The following is a 21,095-nucleotide window of genomic DNA, read 5'->3' as shown; positions in this document are numbered from 1 at the left end:
CGTCAGGGTCCCGTCCCGAGCGTGCGAGGGATGGGGGGACGCGGGGTCCTTTCTCAGACGCGCTCGAGCTCGCGCTCCGGCTCCGGTCGCGTCCGCCTCGTGGCCAGCCGGCCGGGCCACCACACCCGGTCGCCGATCAGGTGCACCGCCGCCGGCACCAGCAGCGAGCGGACCAGGAAGGTGTCGAGCAGGACGCCGAAGCCGACGAGGAACCCGAGCTGGATGAGGATCACCAGCGGGAGCACGGTGAGCGCCCCGAAGGTGGCCGCGAGGACCAGCCCGGCCGAGGTGATCACGCCGCCGGTGACCGCCAGGGCCCGCAGCACGCCGTCCCTCGTGCCGTGCCGCATCGACTCCTCGCGGGCCCGGGTCATGAGGAAGATGTTGTAGTCGATCCCGAGCGCCACCAGGAAGACGAAGCCGATCAGCAGCACCTGCGGGTCGCTGCCGGGGAAGCCGAAGAGGTGGTCGAAGACCAGAGCGCTGACGCCGACCGTCGACAGCACGCTGAGGGCGACGGTGGCGACGAGCAGGATCGGCGCCACCAGCGCCCGCAGCAGCAGCGCCAGGACGACGGTGATCACCAGCAGCACCAGCGGCACGATCACCGCGAGGTCGCGGGCCGCGCTCTCCTGGGTGTCCAGGTCGCTCGCGCTGGAGCCGCCGACCAGCGCCTCGGGGTCGACGTCGCGCACCGCCGTCCGCAGCTCGGTGACGGTCTGCTGGGCGGCCTCGCTGTCGGGGGCGTCGGCGAGGGTGGCGTCGAGCCGGACCAGCCCGTCGACCTCCACCGGCTCGGCGGAGCCGGCTCCGGGCGGGCCGGCCTGCTCACCGGTGAAGGGCACGACGTCGATGACGCCGTCGAGGCCGCGGGCCGCCTCGGCGACCGCCTGCCAGTCGTCGGCCGGGGTGATGACGACCGCCGGGCTCGCACCGCCGGCCTCGAAGTGCCGGGCCAGCGCCTCCTGGCCCGTGGCCGACGGGGAGCCGCCGCGGACGGCGTCGGACAGGGCGATGCCGCCGGCGTCGAAGGTGGGCGCGAAGGCGGCCAGCGCGAGCAGGAGGGCGACGCTGCCCAGCAGCACGCGGGCCGGACGGCGCCCGACGCCGGCCGCCACCCGCTGCCAGCCGCGACCCTGCGGCTGCTCGACGCCGTGGCGCGGCCGGAACGGCCAGAACGCGGCCCGGCCGAAGAGCACCAGCACGGCCGGCAGGAAGGTCAGCGCCGCGAGCATGGCGAAGGCGATGCAGACCGCGGAGACCGGCCCGAGACCCCGGTTGGAGCCGAGGTCGGAGAACAGCAGGCAGAGGACGCCGAGGACCACCGTGGCGCCGCTGGCCACGATCGGCTCCCACGACTGCCGGAGCGCGATCCGCATCGCCGTGTACTTGGACTCCTCGAGGCGCAGCTCCTCGCGGTACCGGGCGACCAGCAGCAGGCCGTAGTCGGTGGCCGCGCCGACGACCAGGATCGAGGCGATGCCCTGGCTCTGGCCGTTGACCGTGATCCAGCCCTGATCGGCCAGGAAGTAGACGACGGCGAGGGAGACCACCAGCGCCATGCCGGCGGTGCCGATGACCAGCAGCGGCAGGAGCGGGCTGCGGTAGACGACCAGCAGGATCAGCAGGACGACGCCGAACGCCGCGACCAGCAGCAGTCCGTCGATGCCGGAGAACCCCTCGGCGAAGTCGCTGAAGACAGCGCCCGGCCCGGTGACGTACGCGGTGGCGCCGTCGACGGCGGGCAGGTCGCGCAGCTCGGCGATCACCTCGCCGAGCACGTCACCGAGATCCGGGCTGAACGGCAGCACCACCTGCGCCGCTGCGCCGTCGTCGGAGGGGATGGGCGGGGAGGGCTCGCCGACCAGGGCGTCGGACTCCTCGGCGAGGGCGACGGCGGCGGCGGTGCGCTCGCCGATCTCGGCCAGCTGGGCCCCGTCGAGCGCGCCGTCCCCGCTCTCCCACAGCAGGATCACCGGAAGCGTCCGCTCGGTCCGGAAGCCGGCCTGCAGTTCGGTGACGCGCGTCGACTCGGCGCTGCTGGGCAGGAACGCCGTGGAGTCGTTCTCGGAGACGGAGGCGAGCTTGCCGCTGAACGAACCCAGGGGCCCGGCCAGCGCCAGCCAGGCCACGGCGATCAGTGCCGGGACGAGCCAGCGGACGACGGACTTCGAGCGGGGCATGATGTCCTTCGATGGTCGATAATCTCGATCGTCGAGAGATTACGGCGGGCGGCTGCCGCGCGCCAAACGGAGGTGATGCGTGTCCGAGGACGCCGACCGGGCGCGGCAGGAGGTGGCACTCCTCCTTCGCCGGCTGACCGTGGAACTGGATGCGGTCGGTCAGCGGTTCGCCCTGCTGCACGGTCTCAACCGCACCGACGTCCGTGCCCTGGTGGCGGTCATGGACGCCGCCCGGCGGGGGGAGTCTCTCACCGCGGGCGCCCTCGGCTCGGCCGTGGAGCTCAGCTCGGCCTCGGTGACGGCGCTGCTGGACCGGCTGGAGCGGGTCGGCCACCTGCGCCGGGTGCGCGACCCCGCCGACCGGCGCCGGGTGGCGCTGGAGATGACCGAGGAGGCGATGGCCGCCGGGGCGGAGCACTTCGGCGGGCTCAACCGGGACCTGGTCACGGCGATGGCCGGCTACAGCGACGAGGAGCTGGCCGTCGTCCGCCGGTTCCTGGAGGACGTGACCGGGGTGGTCAGCCGGCACGCCCGCGCCGAGCCGCCCGAGGACACCGGCCCCCCCGCGGAGTAGGGAGCAACACCCGCGAGCCGGGCCATCCGACGTGGGGAGAGCTGCCGGGCCGCGCCGGTGGCCGGCGTGTCACTCACAGGTAGAGGCCGGTGGACTCCTCGATGCGCTCGGCGGCGACGGCGTGCACGTCCCGCTCGCGCAGGATGATCAGCTCCTCGCCGTGCACCTCGACCTCGTGCTGGTCCTCGGGGGAGAACAGGACCTGGTCGCCGACCTTCACCTGGCGGACGTTGCCGCCGACCCCGCGCGCCTCGCCCCAGACCAGCCGCTTGGCCACCTGGGCGGTCGCCGGGATGAGGATGCCCCCCGTGGAGCGGCGCTCGCCGTCCTCCCTGCGGAGCGCGACCAGGATGCGGTCGTGCAGCATCTTGATCGGCAGCCCTGAGCCCTTGACGTCAGCCACGCCCGGTCACGTTACGCGGCGCCTCCTGTGTCGGTTCCCGCTGTCGGTTTCCGCGGAAACCGACAGCGGGAACCGACACGGCTAGCCCCAGCCGAGCTCGTGCAGGCGGTCGTCGTCGATGCCGAAGTGGTGCGCGATCTCGTGGACGACGGTGATCGTGACCTCCTCGACGACCTCCTCGGCCGTGGAGCAGATGTCACAGATGGCCTCGCGGTAGATCATGATCCGGTCCGGCAGGGCCCCGCCGTACTGCCAGCCGCGCTCGGTCAGCGCGTAGCCGTCGTAGAGCCCGAGCAGCTCGGGCTCCTCGTCGTTGCGGTCCTCGACGAGGACGACGACGTTGTCGAGCAGCTCCATGAGCTCGGCCGGGACCGCGTCGAGGGCGTCGGCGACCAGGGCCTCGAAGACGGGGAGCGGCAGCGGCTTCACCGGCGCGGGGTCACCAGCTCGTCGGCAGCGGGCGGCCCTCCTCGTAGCCGGCCGCGCTCTGCACCCCCAGCACCGCGCGCTCGTGCAGCTGGTCGACGGTGCGCGCGCCGGCGTAGGTGCACGACGAGCGCACCCCGGCCACGATCTGGTCGATGAGGTCCTCGACGCCCGGGCGGGCGGGGTCGAGGTACATCCGCGAGGAGCTGATGCCCTCCTCGAACAGGCCGGCGCGGGCCCGCTCGAAGCCGTTCTGCGCCGACGTCCGGGCCTTGACCGCGCGCGCCGAGGCCATGCCGAAGGACTCCTTGTACATCCGGCCGGAGCCGTCGTCGTGGATGTCGCCGGCGCTCTCGTAGGTGCCGGCGAACCAGGAGCCGACCATCACGTTGGCCGCGCCGGCGGCCAGCGCCAGCGCGACGTCGCGCGGGTGGCGCACGCCGCCGTCGGCCCACACGTGCTTGCCCAGCGCGCGGGCCGCCGCGGCGCACTCCTCCACGGCGGAGAACTGCGGCCGGCCGACGCCGGTCATCATCCGCGTGGTGCACATGGCGCCCGGGCCGACACCGACCTTGACGACGTCCGCGCCCGCCGCGATGAGGTCGCGGGTGCCCTCGGCGGTGACCACGTTGCCCGCGACGACCGGCGTCGAGCCGGCGACCGCCCGCACCGCGCGGACCGCCTCCACCGCCTTCTCCTGGTGCCCGTGCGCGGTGTCGACGACGAGCACGTCGACGCCGGAGGCCAGCAGCGCGCCGGCCTTGCCCGCGACGTCGCCGTTGATGCCGACGGCGGCCGAGGTGAGGAGGAAGCCGTCGGCGTCGACCGCCGGCTGGTAGAGGGCCGAGCGTAGCGCGCCCGTGCGGGTGATCAGCCCGACCAGCCGGTCGCCCTCGACCACGGGCGCGGCGTTGACCCGCTCCTCGGAGAGGACGTCGAAGATCTTGGGCAGGTCGGTGCCGGCCGGGACGGTCAGCGGCTCGGTCATGACCTGCGCGAGCTGGGTGAAGCGGTCGACGCCCTGGCAGGCGCCGTCGGTGACGACCCCGACCGGGCGGCCGTCCCGCACGACGACGACGACCCCGTGTGCGCGCTTGTGCATCAGCGACAGCGCCTCGGCCACGGTGGACGACGGGTCGAGGGTGATCGGGGTGTCGTAGACCGGGTGCCGGGACTTCACCCAGGACACGACCTCGCCGACGACGTCCACCGGGATGTCCTGGGGGAGCACGGCCAGGCCGCCGCGGCGGGCGACGGTCTCGGCCATCCGGCGTCCGGAGATCGCGGTCATGTTCGCGACCACGACGGGGATCGTCGTGCCCACCCGGTCGGGGGTGGTCAGGTCGACCTCGAGCCGGGAGCCCACGGTGGAGTGGTTGGGCACCATGAACACGTCGGCGTAGGTCAGGTCGGTCGCCGGACGGGTGCCACCCAGGAAGCGCATGCCCCCAGTGTCCCCGAGATCCCGGCGATCACGGCGTCGTGACCGGTGGACGGCGCCCCGGCGTGGTCACGGCGCCGTGATCGCGGCGGGGAGCGCCTCCCTCGACTGTGGGGAGCCCGGCTCCGGAGCCCCACCTACGATCGGTACGTGATCGACCTGCGACTCCTGCGTGAGCACCCCGACCTCGTCAAGGCCAGCCAGCGCGCCCGCGGGGCCGACGAGTCCCGGGTCGACGCCCTGCTCGCCGCCGACGCCGCCCGCCGGGAGGCGGTCAAGCGCGCCGACGACCTGCGCGCCGAGCAGAAGGCCGCCTCGCAGGCGGTGAAGAAGGCCGCCCCCGAGGAGCGGCCCGCCGTCCTCGAGCGGGCCAAGGCGCTGGCCGCCCAGGTGAAGGAGGCCGAGGAGGCGCTGCGCACCGCCGACGCCGCGCTGCGGGAGGCGCACCTGCGCATCGCCAACGTCGTCCACGACGGCGTCCCGCCCGGTGGGGAGGACGACGCGGTGACGATGCGCACCGTCGGCCAGGTCCCCTCCTACGACTTCCCGGTGCGCGACCACCTGGAGATCGGCGAGGCGCTCGGCGCCATCGACATGGAGCGCGGGGCGAAGGTCTCCGGCGCGCGCTTCTACTTCCTCACCGGCCCGGGCGCGCTGCTGGAGTTCGCCCTCGCCCAGCTGGCGATCAGCCGCGCGGTCGCGGCCGGCTTCACCCCCGTCGTCGCGCCCGCGCTGGTGCGGCCGGAGGCGATGGAGGGCACCGGCTTCCTCGGCGAGCACGACGAGGAGGTCTACCGGGTTGAGCGCGACGACCTCTACCTGGTCGGCACCTCCGAGGTGGCGCTGGCCGGCATGCACGGCAACGAGGTGCTCGACCTGTCGGCGGGGCCCCGCCGCTACGCCGGCTGGTCGTCCTGCTTCCGCCGGGAGGCCGGCTCCTACGGCAAGGACACCCGCGGCATCATCCGCGTGCACTGGTTCGACAAGGTCGAGATGTTCAGCTTCTGCCGCCCGGAGGAGGCGGCCGACGAGCACCTGCGGCTGCTGGCCTGGGAGGAGGAGTTCCTGCAGGCGCTGGAGCTGCCCTACCGGGTGGTCGACATCGCCGCCGGCGACCTGGGCACCAGCGCGGCCCGCAAGTACGACATCGAGGCGTGGTTCCCCAGCCAGGGCACCTACCGCGAGCTGACCAGCACGTCGGACTGCACCACCTTCCAGGCCCGGCGGCTGGCGATCCGATATCGCGACGCCGACGGGAAGAACCAGACCGCCGCCACCCTCAACGGCACGCTGTGCGCGATCGCGCGCACCATCGCCTGCCTGCTCGAGGTGCACCAGCGCGCCGACGGCTCGGTGCACGTACCGGCGGCGCTGCGCCCGTGGCTCGGCGGACACGAGGTCCTCACCCCCGGCATGACGCTGGCGGCGCCGGTGCCGGTCGCATGAGCGCGGACCCACCGGCCGTGCTGCCGGCGTTCGGCGGCCATGCCGGCTCCGACGACGTCGTCGACCTGGGGGACGTCGGCACGTGGCGGCCCAAGCTCGTGGCCAGCGACCTCGACGGCACCCTGCTGACCTCCGACGGCGAGGTCAGCCGGCGCACCCGCGCCGCGCTCACCGCCTGCTGGGACGCCGGCATCCCGTTCGTGGGCGTGACCGGCCGCGGCCCCCGGCTGCTGGACAGCGTGCGCGGCGCGCTCGACGGTCGGGGTATCGCCGTCCTCGCGCAGGGCGGCTTCGTCGTGGACCTGGAGCGGGACGAGGTGCTGCGCACCGTCGGCCTGCCGCGGGATCAGGCCACGGCCGTCATCGAGCGGATCGAGGCGGTCGCCGGCGAGCTCATCGTGGCCGTCGAGGACGCCGCGGAGCAGGGCGAGGTGCACTCCCCGCTGCGGGTGCAGCACGGCTTCGACTGGCCCTATCCGGAGCCGGCGCACCTCCTGCCCCGGCACCAGGTGCTGCCCGCAGGGGCGGTGCTCAAGGTCTTCCTGCGCTCCTCCACCCTCGGGCAGGACGAGCTGCTCGCTCTCGCCCGGGAGGTGGTCGACCCGGTCGACGCCGAGGTCACCCACGCCGGCCTGGGCTTCATCGAGGTGCTGCCGCCGGGGATCACGAAGGCCACCGGGCTGGCCGTGGCGCTGGAGCGGTACGGCGTGGCGTTCGGCGACGTCCTGGCCTTCGGTGACATGCCGAACGACCTGCCGATGCTGCAGGCGGTCCGCGAGGCCGGCGGGCGGGCGGTCGCGGTGGCCAACGCCCACCCCGCCGTCCGGGCCGCCACGACGCTGTTCACCAGCGGGCACGACGCCGACGGCGTGGCCCGCTACCTGGAGGCGGTCCTCGGTGTCTGACCGGGTGTGCGATGTCTGACTGGAAGCCGAAGCTGATCGCCAGCGACATGGACGGCACGCTGCTGCACTGGGACGACACCGTCAGCGCGGCCACGGTCGCCGAACTGGAGCGCTGGCGGGCCGACGGCGTGCCGGTCGTGCTGGCCACCGGCCGGCCGCCGCGCTGGATGACCCGCATCCGCGAGGTGCTGCGGCACGGCACGGCCGTCTGCTGCAACGGCGCGGTGCTGCTGGACCTCCAGGAGTTCGAGATCCTCGACGAGGACCCCCTCGAGCCCGAGGTGCTGCAGGAGGTGACCGGCGAACTGCGCCGTCAGCAGCCGGACACCTGGTTCGCCGTCGAGTACGGCCTGGAGTTCCGCCACGAGCCGGTCTACCAGCCGCGCTGGGACGTGAACGCCCCCGGCGTGTCCGTCGCGTCGCTGGAGGAGCTGGTCGCCGCGCCGGTGGCCAAGCTGCTGGCCCGCCACGAGCACCTCCCGCGCGACGAGTTCGTCGCCCTGGTCGAGACGGTGGTGGACGGCCGGGCGACGGTGACCAACTCCTCCAGCGACGCGCTGGCCGAGATCTCCGCGCTCGGCGTCACCAAGGCCACCGGTCTGGCCAAGGTCGCAGCCCAGCACGGCGTCGGCCCCGAGGACGTCGTCGTCTTCGGCGACATGCCCAACGACATCGCCGCCTTCGACTGGGTCCGCGAGGCCGGCGGGCGGGCGGTGGCCATGGCGCACGCGCACCCGGACCTGCTGGCCGCGGCGACCGACGTCACCGGCACCAACGAGGACGACGGGGTCGCGGCCTTCCTCGCGTCGCTCTGAGGGCGTCGCGTCCCCGCCCGGGGAGGGCGCCCGTCGTCCGTTCCGGGGGTGCGCATCTGCTGGTCAGATCGGTCGTGCGCGACCCATCTGACGGGGTGTAGTCGTTTCACGTTCGGCTCAACACGCCGTCCCGCGCGCCGACACCTGCTGCGACGGAGAGCCCCTCTCCGCAGGTCCGCGGTCAGCCTGGAGTGCGCCATGGGAAAGCACCTGTCCATCAGCCGACGACTCGTCCTCGGCTTCCTCGTCGTCGTCCTCGCGATGGTCGGGTTGACCGGTATCGGCGTCTGGCGGGTGGAGACGATCAACGCCCACCTGACGACGATCAACGACCTGAACAGCGTCAAGCAGCGGTACGCCATCAACTTCCGTGGCAGCGTCCACGACCGCGCCATCGCGCTGCGCGACGTCGTCCTCAGCACGACCCCCGCCGAGCTCCAGCAGGAGGTCGATCTCATCGCGGAACTGGCCGACAAGTACACGGCGTCGGCCGGCCCGATGGACGAGCTGTTCGCCGACGCGGCCAACGTCGGGGACGACGAGGTCGCCGCACTCGCCGAGATCAAGCGCATCGAGGCGGCGACGCTGCCGCTGATCGACCAGGTCGTCAGCCTGATGTCCTCCGGGCAGGGCGCGGCCGCGCTGCAGCTCCTCACCGAGCAGGCCAAGCCGCTGTTCGTCGAGTGGCTGGCCGCGATCAACGTCCTCATCGACATGGAGGAGGCGATGAACGCGACGCTCAGCGACGAGGCGCGCGGGATCGCGTCGGGCTTCCTCCTCACGATGGTGCTGATCTGCGCGGCGGCCGCCGTGCTGGCCACCCTCATCGCCTGGCGGATCACCCGCGGGATCACCCGGCCGCTGGCCGAGGCCGAGAGCGCCTTCGTCGCGGTCGCCGGGGGCGACCTCACCCGCAGGCTGGAGGTCCGGAGCGGGGACGAGATCGGCCGCATGGCCCGGTCCACGAACACCGCGCTGGAGTCCCTGAGCCGCCTCATGGCCGGCTTCTCCACGGCGATCGGGGCACTGACCGCAGCGAGCGCCCGGGTGGAGGACCTGTCCCGGCAGATCTCCAGCGGCGCGGAGGAGTCCTCGGCCCAGGCCGCCGTCGTCGCGGCCGCGGCCGGGGACGTCTCGCGCAGCGTGCAGACGGTGGCGACCGGCTCCGAGCAGATGGGCGTCTCCATCAGGGAGATCGCGCACAACGCCACCGAGGCCGCCTCCGTGGCGGGCCGGGCGGTCACCGCCGTCGGGACGACGACCGAGACGGTGTCCCGACTCGGTGAGTCCAGCCGCACCATCGGCGAGGTGGTGAAGGTGATCTCGTCGATCGCGGAGCAGACCAACCTGCTGGCCCTCAACGCCACGATCGAGGCCGCCCGCGCCGGGGACGCGGGCAAGGGGTTCGCCGTCGTCGCCAACGAGGTGAAGGAGCTGTCCCAGGAGACGGCGCGGGCCACCGAGGACATAGCCCGCCGGGTCGAGGCCATCCAGGCCGACACCGGTAGCGCCGTGACCGCCATCGCCGAGGTCGCCGAGGTGATCTCCCGGATCAACGACTACCAGACGACGATCGCCGCGGCCGTGGAGGAGCAGACCGCGACCACCACGGAGATGAACCGGAACGTGGCCGAGGCGGCCACCGGCTCGGAGCAGATCGCCACCGGCATCGACGACGTCGCCGCCGTCGCCCGGTCCACGACCGAGCACGTCGGCGCCTCCTGGGAGGCCGCGCAGGAGCTGGCCGCCGTCTCCACGCGGCTGCGCGAGATGGTGGGCGGCTTCCGCTTCTGATCGCAGGCACCACGACGGTGCCGCCCCCCGGTGGGGCGGCGCCGTCGGCGTGCCGGGAGACACCGGCGGGCCCGGTGTGACGTTCGGCTCAAGGTGGAGCCAGTCCAGCCGAGGTGTCCCGTAGCGGCCACTCCAGGCGTGGTCGCCCGACGCAGGAGTCCCCAGCATGGATGCTGCCCCTCTCACGACCCGTCCGCGCGGGCGACGGAGGACATCTCCCGGCGGGTCGAGGCGATCCAGGCCGACACCGCCGGCGCGGTGGACGCGATCAGTCAGATCAGCTCGGTCATCGCCGAGATCAACGACTTCCAGGCCACGATCGCCACGGCGGTGGAGGAGCAGACGGCGACCACCAACGAGATGAACCGCAACGTGGCCGAGGCCGCCGGTGGGTCACGGGACATCGCGACGGCGATCACCGGCCTGGCCGCGGGCACGGAGGAGACCAACGCGCGCGTGGCCGACGCGCAGCGGGCGGCGGCGGACCTGGCCCGGATGAGCGGCGAGCTGCAGGACGCCGTCCGCCGGTTCACCGTCTGAGGAGGGCCGGGCCGGGATCAGGTCACCTGGTCCCGGCCCCCGACGGAGTCACAGGTACTGCCCGCCGCCGGGGCGGAAGTCGGGCTGCGGGGCCGGCAGGCCCTGCTGGCCGCCGGGCAGCGCACGCCGCCGCATCTCCTCCAGCTGGGCGCGGGCGGCCATCTGCTGGGCGAACAGCGCGGTCTGGATGCCGTGGAAGACGCCCTCCAGCCAGCCGACCAGCTGGGCCTGCGCGATCCGCAGCTCGGCGTCCGACGGCGTCTCGTCCTCCGCGAAGGGCAGCGTGATCCGCTCCAGCTCATCGCGCAGCTCCGGCGCCAGGCCCTGCTCCAGCTCGCGGATGGAGGAGGCGTGGATGTCGCGCAGCCGCTGGCGGCTGGCGTCGTCGAGCGGCGCGGCGCGGACCTCCTCGAGCAGCTGCTTGATCATCGTGCCGATCCGCATGACCTTGGCCGGCTGCTCGACCATGTCGCCGATGGTCGCCTCGCCGTCGGCGCCGTCGGCGCCTCCGTCGGGTCCCTGCGGCATGGGCATCGTGCCGACCGGCCGGCCGTCGGGGCCGACGACGACGACCTGCTGAGGGCGTTCACTCCCGTTTCCCGGTGCGGTCATGCCCCCCATCCTGCCCCGCCCGGGCGGGAGTCCGCCGGGGGCCCGGAAGGCGCGCGGGCACCCGGCGCGCAGCGTCTAGGGTCGAAGACCATGGAACCGGGGGAGGGGCGCCTGGACGTCGCGCGCGTCCGCGGCCTGTTCCCCGGCCTCTCCGACGGCTTCGTGCACGCCGACGGTCCCGCCGGAGCCCTGCTGCCCGAGAGCGTCGTGCTGGCCGTGGCGCAGGCGATGCGGGTGCCGGTGGCCGACCGTGGCGGGGTCTTCCCGTCGTCGGCCCGCGCCGAGGGGCTGGTCGCCAGCGCCCGGGCCGCGGTGGCCGACCTCGTCGGTGGGGTCCCGGCCGGGGTGGTCCTGGGGGCCAGCATGACGGCGCTGACGTACACGATGGCCCGCACCCTGGCCCGGACGTGGCGGCCCGGCGACGAGATCGTGGTGAGCCGCCTCGACCACGACGCGAACATCCGCCCCTGGGTGCAGCTCGCCGAGCACCACGGCGTCGTGGTCCGGTGGGCCGAGGTGGACATCGAGACCGGCGAGCTGCCGGCGTGGCAGTACGAGGAGCTGCTGACCGACCGCACCCGGCTGGTCGCCCTCACCGCCGCCAGCAGCGCCCTCGGGACCCGGCCGGACGTCGCGGCGATCGCGCAGCGGGCGCACGCGGCGGGGGCGCTGGTCTACGTCGACGGGGTGCACGCCGCCGCGCACGCCCTGCTCGACGTCGGGGCGCTCGGCGCGGACTTCCTCGCCGTCGCGGCGGACAAGTGGTGCGGCCCGCACGTGGGTGCCGTCGTCGCGGACCCGGCGCTGCTCGATGAGCTGCACCCGGAGAAGCTGGCGCCGGTCCCCGACCGGGTGCCCGACCGGTTCGAGAGCGGGACGCCGCCGTTCGAACTGCTGGCCGGGGTCACCGCGGCCGTCGAGCACCTGGCCGGCCTCAGCGACCAGGCGACCGGGTCCCGCCGCGAGCGGCTGCGCACCTCCATGGCCGCCGTCGCCGAGTACGAGGGTGGCCTGTTCTCCTGGCTGGACCAGGCGATGCGCGCCATGCGGCACGTGCAGGTCCTGGGCTCGGCGGCCGACACCACCCCGACGCTGTCGTTCACGATCGCCGGCATGCGACCGCGGCAGGTCGCCGTCGAGCTCGCCCGCCGCGGGATCTGCGCCTGGGACGGCGACTTCTACGCCCGCGAGCTCTTCGACGCCCTCGGGGTGAACGAGGAGGGCGGCGCGGTCCAGCTGGGCCTCATGCACTACAACACCGCCGACGAGGTCGGCTACCTCGTCGACTCGGTGGCCTCGCTCCGCCCCCGCTGAGCGTGGTGACGTGCTGGAACGGCCCTCCTGCGGGGTCCCGCCGCGAGCGTGCGAGTGGTGGGGGGCGGGAGGGTCCTTCTACTCGTTGAGCAGCAGCACCTTGCCGACGTGCTCGCTGGCGTCGACCACCCGGTGCGCCTCGGCGGCCCGGGACATCGGCAGCCGGCGGTCGACGATCGGCCGGACCACGCCCCGCTCGACGTCCGGCCACACGTCGTGCCGGACGGCCGCGACGATCTCCGCCTTCCCGCCGGGGCCGGTCGCCGGGCGGGCCCGCAGCGTCGTGGCGTGCACGGAGCCGCGCTTGCGCATCAGCTTGCCGAGGTCGAGTTCGGCCTTCGTGCCGCCCTGCATGCCGATGCACACCAGCCGCCCGCCAGTGGCCAGCGCGTCGACGTTGCGGGCCAGGTACTTGGCGCCCATGTTGTCCAGGACGACGTCCACGCCGGCGCCGTCGGTCTCCTCGCGGACGCACTCGACGAAGTCCTCGGCGCGGTAGTTGATGGTGACCTCGGCGCCGAGCTCGCGGCAGACGTCGAGCTTGGCGGCGCTGCCGGCGGTGGTGAACACCCGGGCGCCGGCGCGGGCGGCGAGCTGGATGGCCATGGTCCCGATGCCGCTCGAGCCGCCGTGGACGAGGAAGTCGTCGCCCCGGGTCAGCCCGGCGAGCATGAAGACGTTCGACCACACCGTGCACACCACCTCCGGCAGCGCGGCGGCGGTGGCCAGCTCCACGCCCGCCGGGCGGGGGAGCAGTTGCCCTGCGGGGACGGCGACCCGCTCGGCGTAGCCGCCACCCGACAGCAGCGCGCACACCTCGTCGCCGACCGCCCAGCCGGTGACGCCCTCGCCCACCTCGCTGATGACCCCGCTGCACTCCAGGCCGAGGACCTCGCTGGCCCCCGGGGGCGGCGGGTAGTTGCCGGCGCGCTGCAGCAGGTCGGCGCGGTTGACCGCGGTGGCGACGACGTCGACGAGCACCTCGCCCGGCTTGAGCACCGGGTCGGGCACCTCGGCCCACTGCAGCACCTCGGGCCCACCCGGTCCACTGAGAGTCACCGCACGCATGCTCCGACCCTAGAAGGACCCCGTCCTCCCCGCCCTTCGCGGGCTCAGGGCGGTGCCCGGGACGGGGCCACGGGCGGAGGGCTGACCCCGTCCTCCCCGCCCTTCGCGGGCTCAGGGCGGTGCCCAGCTGCTCCGGGCCGCGCCGCGTGCGCCTCGCGCTGCGCCTGGGCGAGGACGCTGGCTGGCCCGCCGCGCCGCCGTCCGGGGTCCCCGGCCGCACCGACCCGCCCCGGGCGCACCGCCCTGTCCCCGCCGGTGCGCCCGGGGCGGTCACCCTCCCGCCGGCGTCGGCGTCCGCACGGTGCCAGACACCGCGAGAGTGGCCCGTCCGGTCCCCTCCACCTCGCCGGCCAGCACGGTGCCGACGGCCCGGCGGGAGACCCGCCACTGCTCCACGGTGCCGTCGGCGGAGGTGGTGGCCCCCTCGTCACCGTCGGTCAGGTAGACGGGCTGGGCGATCACCCAGTCCAGGCCGCTGTCGCGCACCACCCGCTCCTGGCGCTCCTGGTCGGCGATCTGCGGCCGCAGGAGCAGGGCGAACACCAGCCGAGTGGACAGCGGCAGCCGCCTGCGCGTCTCCCCGACACCGTAGGACGACTGCACGACCAGCCGCCGGACGCCGTGCGTCCGCATGGCCGTGACGACGTTCCGCGTGCCCCGCGAGCGCACGTCCAGCGGAGTGCCTGCGGCTCCGAGCAGCCGCACCCGCAGCGGGTGCTCGCTGATGCCGAGCGTGACGACGACGGCGTCCTGACCAGCGACCGCCCGGTCGACGTCACCGGCGACGGTGACGTCCCCGTCCACCGCCCGCACGCCGGCCCGGCCGCCGAACGCCGCCTCCGCACGGCGCGCGAACGCCGTCACCTCGTGCCCGCGGGCGACGAGGGCGTCCACCGTCGCCCTGCCCGATCCCCCTGTGGCCCCGACGACCAGAACCCGCATGACCTGCTCCTCCCGGTTGCGCCGGCCCGGCCGGCCGGCACGACCGATCCTGGGCGGGCCGCGGTCCCCGGCCCATGCCCGTCCGTCCACCGTCCGTGACCGTTCGTCCAGCGGGCCTGGACGTGCTGCCGCGCGGCGGTGAGGGTGACGCCATGACCGACGGCACGCCCGCGCCCCCGTGGACCCCCGTCGACCCGGTCGGCCGGGTGCTGTTCGACCTGCGGGTCCGGGGGACGTTCCACTGCCGGGTGGAGGCCACCGCGCCGTGGGGGCTGGAGATGCCGGCGTTCGACGGGTGCATGAGCTTCCACGTCGTCACCGAGGGCACCTGCCTGCTGGAGGTGGACGGCGTGCCGCACACGCTGCGCGCCGGTGACCTCGCGCTGGTCCCGCACGGCCGCGGGCACCTGCTGCGCAGCGGCCCCGGCGTCCGGATCGCCGGCCGGGCCGACCGGCTGCCGCAGGAGGCCCTCGGGGAGCACTTCACCGTGATGCGCTTGGGGGGCGGCGGCGCGCCCGCCGGGCTGGTCTGCGGCGTGGTCGAGCCCGAGCGCCCGGGTGTCGCGCACCTGCTGGACCTGCTGCCACCGGTCCTGCACGTCGAGGGGGACGCCGCCGACCGCGCGGGCTGGCTGCCGGTGCTCCTCGGTCTGCTGGCCGACGAGGCGCGGCACGACCGGCCCGGCGCCGAGGCCGTGGTGACCCGGCTGGCCGACGTCGTCGTCATCCAGGCCGTCCGCGGGTGGCTGGACTCCGGCAGCACCGGCCCCGGCTGGCTCCGCGCGCTGCGCGACCCCCTGCTGGGGCGGGCCGTCGCGCAGGTGCACCGCTCGCCGGGGGAGTCGTGGACCCTGGAACGGCTCGCCCGGGCGGCCCGGATGTCCCGATCGGCCTTCGCGGCCCGCTTCACCGAGCTCGCCGGGGAGCCGGCGATGCACTACGTGACCCGCTGGCGGATGCACCTGGCCACCGTCGCCCTGACGCAGGGGGCGACAGCCGGGGAACTCGCCCGCCACCTCGGCTACGAGTCCGAGGCCGCCTTCTCCCGCGCGTACAAGCGGGTGGCGGGCGTGCCGCCGGGTGCGGTCCGGAACGGCGAGGGCCGGCGGGAGGTGCCGGCCGCACCAGGCGCGGCCGGCACCTCCTCCACGGGTGTGCTCAGTTCGCGGCCTTGAGGTCCTTGCGCAGGATCTTCCCGGCCGAGGACTTCGGCACCTGCTCGATGAACTCCACGAGCCGGACCTTCTTGTGCGGCGCCACCTTGCCGGCCATGTACTCCATGACCGCCTCGGGCGTCAGCGCGGAGCCTGCGGCCCGGACGACGAAGGCCTTGGGCAGCTCCTCGCCGCTGTCGGCGTCCTTCACCCCGATGACGGCGGCGTCGGCGATCTCCGGGTGTCCGAGCAGCACGGCCTCCAGCTCGGCCGGGGCCACCTGGTAGCCCTTGTACTTGATCAGCTCCTTGACCCGGTCGACGACGGTGTAGATCCCCCGCTCGTCGACGACGGCGACGTCCCCGGTGCGCAGCCAGCCCTCGCCGTCGAGGGTCTCCGCGGTGGCCTGGGGGTTGTTCAGGTAGCCCTTCATCACCTGCGGCCCGCGCACCCACAGCTCGCCGCGCTGGCCGGGGCCGACGTCCTCCCCGGTGGCCGGGTCGACCAGCCGGCACTCGGTGTTCGGCACCGACACGCCGACCGAGCCCTTCGGCACCGGCCCGGTCAGGCCGGGCGGCTCCATGCCGGCGTCGGGCGTGCTGTGCGAGACCGGCGACAGCTCGGTCATCCCGTAGCCCTGGGCGACGGTGACGCCCTCGGGGGCGCCCTTGCGCAGCCGCTGCTCGGCGGCGAGCGCCAGCCCCTCGTCGAGCGGGGCGGCGCCGGAGGTGATGGTGCGCAGCGAGGAGAGGTCGTACTGGTCGACCAGCGGGTGCTTGGCCAGCGCCAGCACGATCGGCGGTGCGACGAACGCCCGCGTGATCCGCTGGTCCTGGATGACCCGGAGGAAGTCCTCGAGGTCGAAGCGGGGCAGCGTCACCACCGTGCCGGCCACCAGGCCCTGGTTCATCAGCACGGTCAGGCCGTAGATGTGGAAGAACGGCAGGACGGCGATGATCCGCTCGTCGCCCTCGTGCGCGTTCATGATCGGCCGCATCTGCAGCACGTTGGCCACCAGGTTGCGGTGGGTGAGCATGACGCCCTTGGGCAGGCCGGTCGTGCCGCTGGAGTAGGGGAGCGTGACGAGGTCGGTGGCCGGGTCGATGTCGACCCGGGGGGACGGCGCGTCGCTGCTGAGCAGGTCGAGCAGCGAGGCGTGGCCCTCGGCGCCGTCCATGACGACGACCTCGTCGACCGGCGCCGTCTGCACGGCGGCCATCGCCCGGTCGAGGAACGGTGAGACGGTGATGAGGACCTTCGCGCCGGAGTCGCGCAGCTGGAAGGCGATCTCCTCGGACGTGTACAGCGAGTTGATCGGCGACATCACGCAGCCGGCGGCGGCGATCCCGTGGAAGACCACCGGGTACCAGGGGGTGTTGGGGCAGAAGACGGCGACGACGTCGCCCTTGCGCAGACCCCGGGCGTGCAGCGCCGCGGCGACGCGGTCGACGTAGGCGGCGAGCTGGCTGTGGGTGATGGTGTCGCCCGTGAGCCCGTCGACCAGGGCCGGCGCGTCCGGTCGCTCCGCGCCGGCGGCCAGGACGTAGGCGGGGACCGACAGGTCGGGGATCTCGACGTCGGGATACAGGCTGGCCAGCGCCACGGAGGAGCTCCTCATCTCGTCAGGTGTGGCGCCAGTCTCACATCCGGCGTGGCGTGGGACACAGGGGGGACACCCGCCCGGGTGGACCGGGTCATCGGGGCCAGAGCACCGACTGGGTGCAGCGGAACAGCGCGATCGTCCTGCCGGAGCCCTCCGCCGTCACCACGGCGTCCCACACCTGCGTCGTCCGGCCGGCGTGGGCGTTGGTGGCCACCGCCGCGATCCGACCGTCCCGGACGGTGCCCAGGAAGTTGCTCTTCAGCTCGATCGTGGTGAACCCGGTGGAGCCCTCGGGCAGCAGCGCGCGGGTGGCCAGCCCGCAGGAGGTGTCGGCCAGGCCGACCACGGTGGCGGCGTGCAGGTAGCCGTTCGGGGCGAGCAGCTCCGGTCGTACGTCGAGGGCGGCCTCCAGCCGGCCGGGCTCGTGCGCGGTGATCCTCAGCCCCAGCAACCCGGGGAGGGTGCCCGGCAGCAGGGCGTTGAGCTCGTCGGCGGTGTGGAACCCGGTGGCGGCCATGGTCCCGGAACCTATCGAGGCAGGGGCGCCTCCGTCCGCCGCGGCCGCCGCACGGTCAGCCGGCGCTCTCCCAGAGGCCCACGACGTTGCCCTCGGGATCACGCACGTAGGCGGCGAACCCCATGTCGCCCACAGCGGTCTTCGGCGACACCGTGGCGCCGCCCAGCTCGGTCACCCGCTCGAGCGCGACGTCGATGCTCTCCACGTCCACGACGACGACCGGCCCGGCCGACGTGGCGTCCGCCCGGGCCAGCATCCCGCCGTTGACGAACCCGGCCTCGGTCGGTCCCTGGTCGCCGCTCGGGCCGGTCGTGACCAGCGTGTAGGCCATCTCCGGCATCTCCTGGACCTGCCAGCCGAAAGCCTCCTTGTAGAAGCTGCGCGCGCGGTCCCCGTCGTCGAAGGGGATCTCGAAGTGCACGACCCGGCCGCTCATCCCGCCACCTCCTGTGCCGACGTGCGCCGCAGGGTAGGCCGGTCGGGGGGTCGCGACCAGGGCCTTCAGGCCAGCCCGCGGATCGTGCGCGCGGGCGGGCGGTCGCCGCGGATCGCGGCGACCATGTCGAGCGTCTGCCGGGTGGCGGCGACGTCGTGGGCGCGGAACACCGTCGCGCCGAGCCAGGCGCTCACCGCGGTGGCCGCGAGCGTGCCGGTGAGCCGCTCGTCCAGCGGCACGTCGAGCGACTCGCCGACGAAGTCCTTGTTCGACAGCGCCACCAGCACCGGCCACCCGGTGGCGACCAGCTCGTCCAGGCGGCGGGTCGCCTCCAGCGAGTGGCGGGTGTTCTTGCCGAAGTCGTGCCCGGGGTCGACGAGCACCCGCTCCCGGTCCACGCCCGCGGCGACGGCGGCCTCGGCCAGCGTCGCCGTCCGGGTGACCACGTCGGCCACCACGTCGTCGTAGGTCACCCGGTGCGGGCGGGTGCGCGGCGGCAGGCCGCCGGCGTGCGTGCAGACCAGGCCCGCGCCGGCCTCGGCGGCGACGGCCGGCAACTCCGGGTCGACGCCGCCCCACGCGTCGTTGACGACGTCGGCGCCGGCGGTCAGCGCCTCACGGGCCACCTCCGCGCGCCACGTGTCGATCGAGATGGGCAGCGCCGGGTGGGCCGCGCGGATGGCGGCGACCAGGTCGACGGTGCGCCGGATCTCCTCGGCGGCGTCGACGTCCTCACCGGGGGCGGCCTTCACCCCGCCGACGTCCACCATGTCCGCGCCCTCGGCGACCACCCGGTCCACCCGCTCGACCGCGGCGGCCAGCTCGTAGGTGGCGCCGCGGTCGTAGAAGGAGTCGGGCGTGCGGTTGACGATCGCCATGACGACCAGCCGCCCGGGCGGCACGTCGAGGGCTCCCAGGCGCAGCAACCCGTCCTCCGTCCGTCTGTGGTGGAGTCAGCCAACCAGATCGGCGGGCGACGGGAGGACGACGGATGGCAGCGACGACGGCGCACGGCATCGAGGGCGTACAGGGCCTGGTCGGGCAGCACCTGGGCCACAGCGACTGGGTGGAGATCACCCAGGAGCGGGTGGACCGGTTCGCCGAGGCCACCGGCGACCACCAGTGGATCCACGTCGACCCCGAGCGGGCCCGCCGGGAGAGTCCGTTCGGTGGACCGATCGCGCACGGGTTCCTGACGTTGTCGCTGTTGCCCTCCCTGACGCCGCAGATCGTCGAGTTCACCGGGTTCCGGATGGTGGTCAACTACGGCACGGCGAAGGTGCGCTTCCCCGCGCCGGTGCCGGTGGGCGCCCGGGTGCGGGCCGGCGCGGTGCTGGACTCGGCGACGCCGGTGGACGGCGGCGTCCAGCTGGCGCTCACCGTGATCGTGGAGGTCGAGGGCGGCGCGAAGCCGGCGATGGTCGCGACCACCCTCTCCCGCCGCTACCTCTGAACCGCCCCTTGTGTCGGTTTCCGCGGAAACCGACACAAGGGGCGGGTGCGTCAGTCCACCAGGGCCTGGTTGACCAACTGGCGGAGGTGGTTGCGGATCGGCAGCGTGCTCGAGGGCAGCAGCTGGGTGTAGAAGCCGACCGTCACGTCCTCGACCGGGTCGACGTAGAAAGCGGTGGACGCCGCCCCGCCCCAGCTGTAGTCGCCGGCGCTGGCCACCACGCCGTAGCGCGGCGGGTCGATGACCATCGAGAAGCCGAGGCCGAAGCCCACCCCGCGCAGTGGCGTCTCGGCGAACAGCGGCCGGCCGAAGGTCTCCAGGTCCGCGTTGCCCGGCAGGTGGTTGCGGGTCATGTGCGCGATGGTGCGCGGCCCGAGCAGCCGGCCGCCGTCGTGGGCGCCGCCGCGACGGAGCAGCTCGACGAACCGCAGGTAGTCGCCGGCGGTGGACACCAGGCCGCCGCCCCCGGAGAGGAACGCCGGCTTCCGCAGCGCGCCGGCGCCCATCGTGTCGAGCGGGGCGTAGCCGGTGGGCGCGCCGCCGGGCTGTCCCGGGACGGCGGTGTAGAGGCGGGCCAGCGACTCCGGGTCGTCCTCCTCGCGCAGGCCGAAGGAGGTGTCCCGCATGCCCAGCGGGGTGAAGATGCGCTGCTCGAAGAACTCGTCCAGCGGCTGGCCGGACAGCACCTCGACCAGCCGGCCGAGGACGTCGGTGGAGACGCCGTAGTTCCACTCCGAGCCCGGCTGGAAGACCAGGGGGATCGCCGCCCACTGCCGGCAGACCTCGGCGGAGTCGGCGCCGGCCGGGGTGCCCCACTCGTGGCCGGCGGCCCGATACATCGCGTCGACCGGGTGGGCGTTGTGGAAGCCGTAGGTGAGACCGGAGGTGTGGGTGAGCAGGTGCCACACCCGGATGGGCTCGGTCTGCGGGGCGGTCACCGGCTTCAGCGCCGACCCGGCCACGTAGACGCGGGTGTCGGCGAACTCCGGGAGCCACGTCGCGATGGGGTCGGAGAGCTCGAAGGCGCCCTCCTCGTACAGCATCATCGCCGCGACGGAGGTCACCGGCTTGGTCATCGAGTAGATGCGCCAGCGGGTGTCGGTCTCCACCGGCAGGCCGGCCTCGACGTCCCGGTGGCCGGCGCGGCCCACGTGCACCAGGCGGCCGTGCCGGGCCACGGTCACCAGGAAGCCCGGGATCCGTCTCTCGTCCACCCAGCGGGCCAGCCGCCGGTCGATGCGGTCCAGGCGGCCGGGGTCGAAGCCCACCTCGGCCGGATCGGTGTCCACCTGCAGTGCCGTCGTCACGTGCCCTCCGTTCGCCAGCGCGCCCGCCGTCGGGCGGCGCCCGCCCCGCATCCTGACCCACGGCGCTGTGAGTCAGGCCACACGGGTGCGGCCGCCGGCCCGACGGACGCTCCGGATGGACCGGCACGTCGCCACGGACGCGACCGATCAGACCACGACGCC

At 74.2% G+C, this 21,095-nt stretch carries 21 protein-coding genes; 9 read left to right on the top strand and 12 right to left on the bottom strand.

Annotated features, from left to right (window positions below; all coding sequences use genetic code 11):
* Positions 1-53: 53 nt before the first annotated feature.
* On the bottom strand, positions 54-2,183 hold the full coding sequence (locus tag CRP39_RS23175) for an MMPL family transporter (protein WP_097208748.1): 2,130 nt from the start codon (positions 2,181-2,183) through the stop codon (positions 54-56).
* A 79-nt stretch (positions 2,184-2,262) separates the two neighbouring features.
* On the opposite strand from CRP39_RS23175, the gene CRP39_RS23170 reads away from it, so the two are divergent.
* Complete coding sequence (locus tag CRP39_RS23170) at positions 2,263-2,757, top strand: MarR family winged helix-turn-helix transcriptional regulator (protein WP_097208747.1); 495 nt, start codon at positions 2,263-2,265, stop codon at positions 2,755-2,757.
* A 73-nt stretch (positions 2,758-2,830) separates the two neighbouring features.
* Here the strand turns inward: CRP39_RS23170 and CRP39_RS23165 are convergent, their stop codons facing one another.
* The 3 genes from CRP39_RS23165 to CRP39_RS23155 form a co-directional block, all read right to left on the bottom strand.
* On the bottom strand, positions 2,831-3,160 hold the full coding sequence (locus CRP39_RS23165; RefSeq protein ID WP_245854059.1) for a GroES family chaperonin: 330 nt from the start codon (positions 3,158-3,160) through the stop codon (positions 2,831-2,833).
* An 81-nt stretch (positions 3,161-3,241) separates the two neighbouring features.
* Complete coding sequence (locus CRP39_RS23160; RefSeq protein ID WP_097208746.1) at positions 3,242-3,589, bottom strand: metallopeptidase family protein; 348 nt, start codon at positions 3,587-3,589, stop codon at positions 3,242-3,244.
* Positions 3,590-3,599: 10 nt separating this feature from the next.
* The gene (locus CRP39_RS23155; protein WP_097208745.1) at positions 3,600-5,030 is read right to left on the bottom strand and encodes a GuaB1 family IMP dehydrogenase-related protein; all 1,431 of its coding nucleotides are present in this window, start codon (positions 5,028-5,030) and stop codon (positions 3,600-3,602) included.
* Positions 5,031-5,177: 147 nt separating this feature from the next.
* On the opposite strand from CRP39_RS23155, the gene serS reads away from it, so the two are divergent.
* The 5 genes from serS (at position 5,178) to CRP39_RS23130 (ending at position 10,527) form a co-directional block, all read left to right on the top strand.
* A complete protein-coding gene (serS, locus tag CRP39_RS23150) occupies positions 5,178-6,473 on the top strand; it encodes a serine--tRNA ligase (RefSeq protein WP_097208744.1) in 1,296 nt (431 codons plus the stop codon).
* Complete coding sequence (locus tag CRP39_RS23145; protein ID WP_097208743.1) at positions 6,470-7,378, top strand: HAD family hydrolase; 909 nt, start codon at positions 6,470-6,472, stop codon at positions 7,376-7,378. The genes serS and CRP39_RS23145 overlap by 4 nt, the downstream gene beginning before the upstream one ends.
* Positions 7,379-7,389: 11 nt before the next feature.
* Positions 7,390-8,193 (top strand): HAD family hydrolase, encoded by an 804-nt coding sequence (locus tag CRP39_RS23140; RefSeq protein ID WP_097208742.1) that lies wholly within the window; start codon positions 7,390-7,392, stop codon positions 8,191-8,193.
* A 198-nt stretch (positions 8,194-8,391) separates the two neighbouring features.
* Entirely contained in the window at positions 8,392-9,987 is a 1,596-nt protein-coding gene (locus CRP39_RS23135; protein WP_172442595.1) for a methyl-accepting chemotaxis protein, read from the top strand.
* Positions 9,988-10,245: 258 nt separating this feature from the next.
* The gene (locus tag CRP39_RS23130) at positions 10,246-10,527 is read left to right on the top strand and encodes a hypothetical protein (protein WP_183358965.1); all 282 of its coding nucleotides are present in this window, start codon (positions 10,246-10,248) and stop codon (positions 10,525-10,527) included.
* Positions 10,528-10,575: 48 nt separating this feature from the next.
* Here CRP39_RS23130 and CRP39_RS23125 read toward each other — a convergent pair whose 3' ends face one another.
* Complete coding sequence (locus tag CRP39_RS23125) at positions 10,576-11,139, bottom strand: bacterial proteasome activator family protein (RefSeq protein ID WP_097208741.1); 564 nt, start codon at positions 11,137-11,139, stop codon at positions 10,576-10,578.
* A 90-nt stretch (positions 11,140-11,229) separates the two neighbouring features.
* On the opposite strand from CRP39_RS23125, the gene CRP39_RS23120 reads away from it, so the two are divergent.
* The gene (locus CRP39_RS23120) at positions 11,230-12,453 is read left to right on the top strand and encodes a cysteine desulfurase-like protein (RefSeq protein WP_097208740.1); all 1,224 of its coding nucleotides are present in this window, start codon (positions 11,230-11,232) and stop codon (positions 12,451-12,453) included.
* Between the two features lie 78 nt (positions 12,454-12,531).
* On the opposite strand, the gene CRP39_RS23115 is transcribed toward CRP39_RS23120, so the two are convergent.
* Entirely contained in the window at positions 12,532-13,521 is a 990-nt protein-coding gene (locus CRP39_RS23115) for an NAD(P)H-quinone oxidoreductase (RefSeq protein WP_097208739.1), read from the bottom strand.
* Positions 13,522-13,791: 270 nt separating this feature from the next.
* Positions 13,792-14,463 (bottom strand): NAD(P)-dependent oxidoreductase, encoded by a 672-nt coding sequence (locus tag CRP39_RS23110; RefSeq protein ID WP_097208738.1) that lies wholly within the window; start codon positions 14,461-14,463, stop codon positions 13,792-13,794.
* A gap of 152 nt (positions 14,464-14,615) precedes the next feature.
* On the opposite strand from CRP39_RS23110, the gene CRP39_RS23105 reads away from it, so the two are divergent.
* Positions 14,616-15,638, top strand: a complete 1,023-nt coding sequence (locus tag CRP39_RS23105) for an AraC family transcriptional regulator (RefSeq protein ID WP_245854058.1) — start codon at positions 14,616-14,618, stop codon at positions 15,636-15,638.
* Here the strand turns inward: CRP39_RS23105 and CRP39_RS23100 are convergent.
* From CRP39_RS23100 to folP, 4 genes are all read right to left on the bottom strand, one after another.
* Entirely contained in the window at positions 15,622-17,235 is a 1,614-nt protein-coding gene (locus CRP39_RS23100; RefSeq protein WP_097208736.1) for a 4-coumarate--CoA ligase family protein, read from the bottom strand. The genes CRP39_RS23105 and CRP39_RS23100 overlap by 17 nt on opposite strands.
* Before the next feature lie 76 nt (positions 17,236-17,311).
* Complete coding sequence (locus tag CRP39_RS23095; RefSeq protein ID WP_097208735.1) at positions 17,312-17,737, bottom strand: PaaI family thioesterase; 426 nt, start codon at positions 17,735-17,737, stop codon at positions 17,312-17,314.
* Between the two features lie 55 nt (positions 17,738-17,792).
* Positions 17,793-18,173, bottom strand: coding sequence for a VOC family protein (locus tag CRP39_RS23090; protein ID WP_097208734.1), 381 nt, complete (start codon positions 18,171-18,173; stop codon positions 17,793-17,795).
* A 65-nt stretch (positions 18,174-18,238) separates the two neighbouring features.
* Positions 18,239-19,099 (bottom strand): dihydropteroate synthase, encoded by an 861-nt coding sequence (gene folP / locus CRP39_RS23085; RefSeq protein ID WP_097208733.1) that lies wholly within the window; start codon positions 19,097-19,099, stop codon positions 18,239-18,241.
* Between the two features lie 65 nt (positions 19,100-19,164).
* On the opposite strand from folP, the gene CRP39_RS23080 reads away from it, so the two are divergent.
* Positions 19,165-19,626, top strand: a complete 462-nt coding sequence (locus tag CRP39_RS23080) for a MaoC family dehydratase (RefSeq protein ID WP_097208732.1) — start codon at positions 19,165-19,167, stop codon at positions 19,624-19,626.
* A 50-nt stretch (positions 19,627-19,676) separates the two neighbouring features.
* Here CRP39_RS23080 and CRP39_RS23075 read toward each other — a convergent pair whose 3' ends face one another.
* Positions 19,677-20,933: a serine hydrolase domain-containing protein gene (locus CRP39_RS23075; protein ID WP_097208731.1), complete on the bottom strand. Its 1,257-nt coding sequence runs from the start codon at positions 20,931-20,933 to the stop codon at positions 19,677-19,679.
* Positions 20,934-21,095 lie beyond the last annotated feature (162 nt).

It is taken from the genome of Geodermatophilus sabuli (genome assembly GCF_900215145.1).
GTDB lineage: Bacteria > Actinomycetota > Actinomycetes > Mycobacteriales > Geodermatophilaceae > Geodermatophilus > Geodermatophilus sabuli.
The sequence above is the reverse complement of the archived record's forward strand: the minus strand, read 5'-3'. Positions and strand labels throughout refer to the sequence as shown.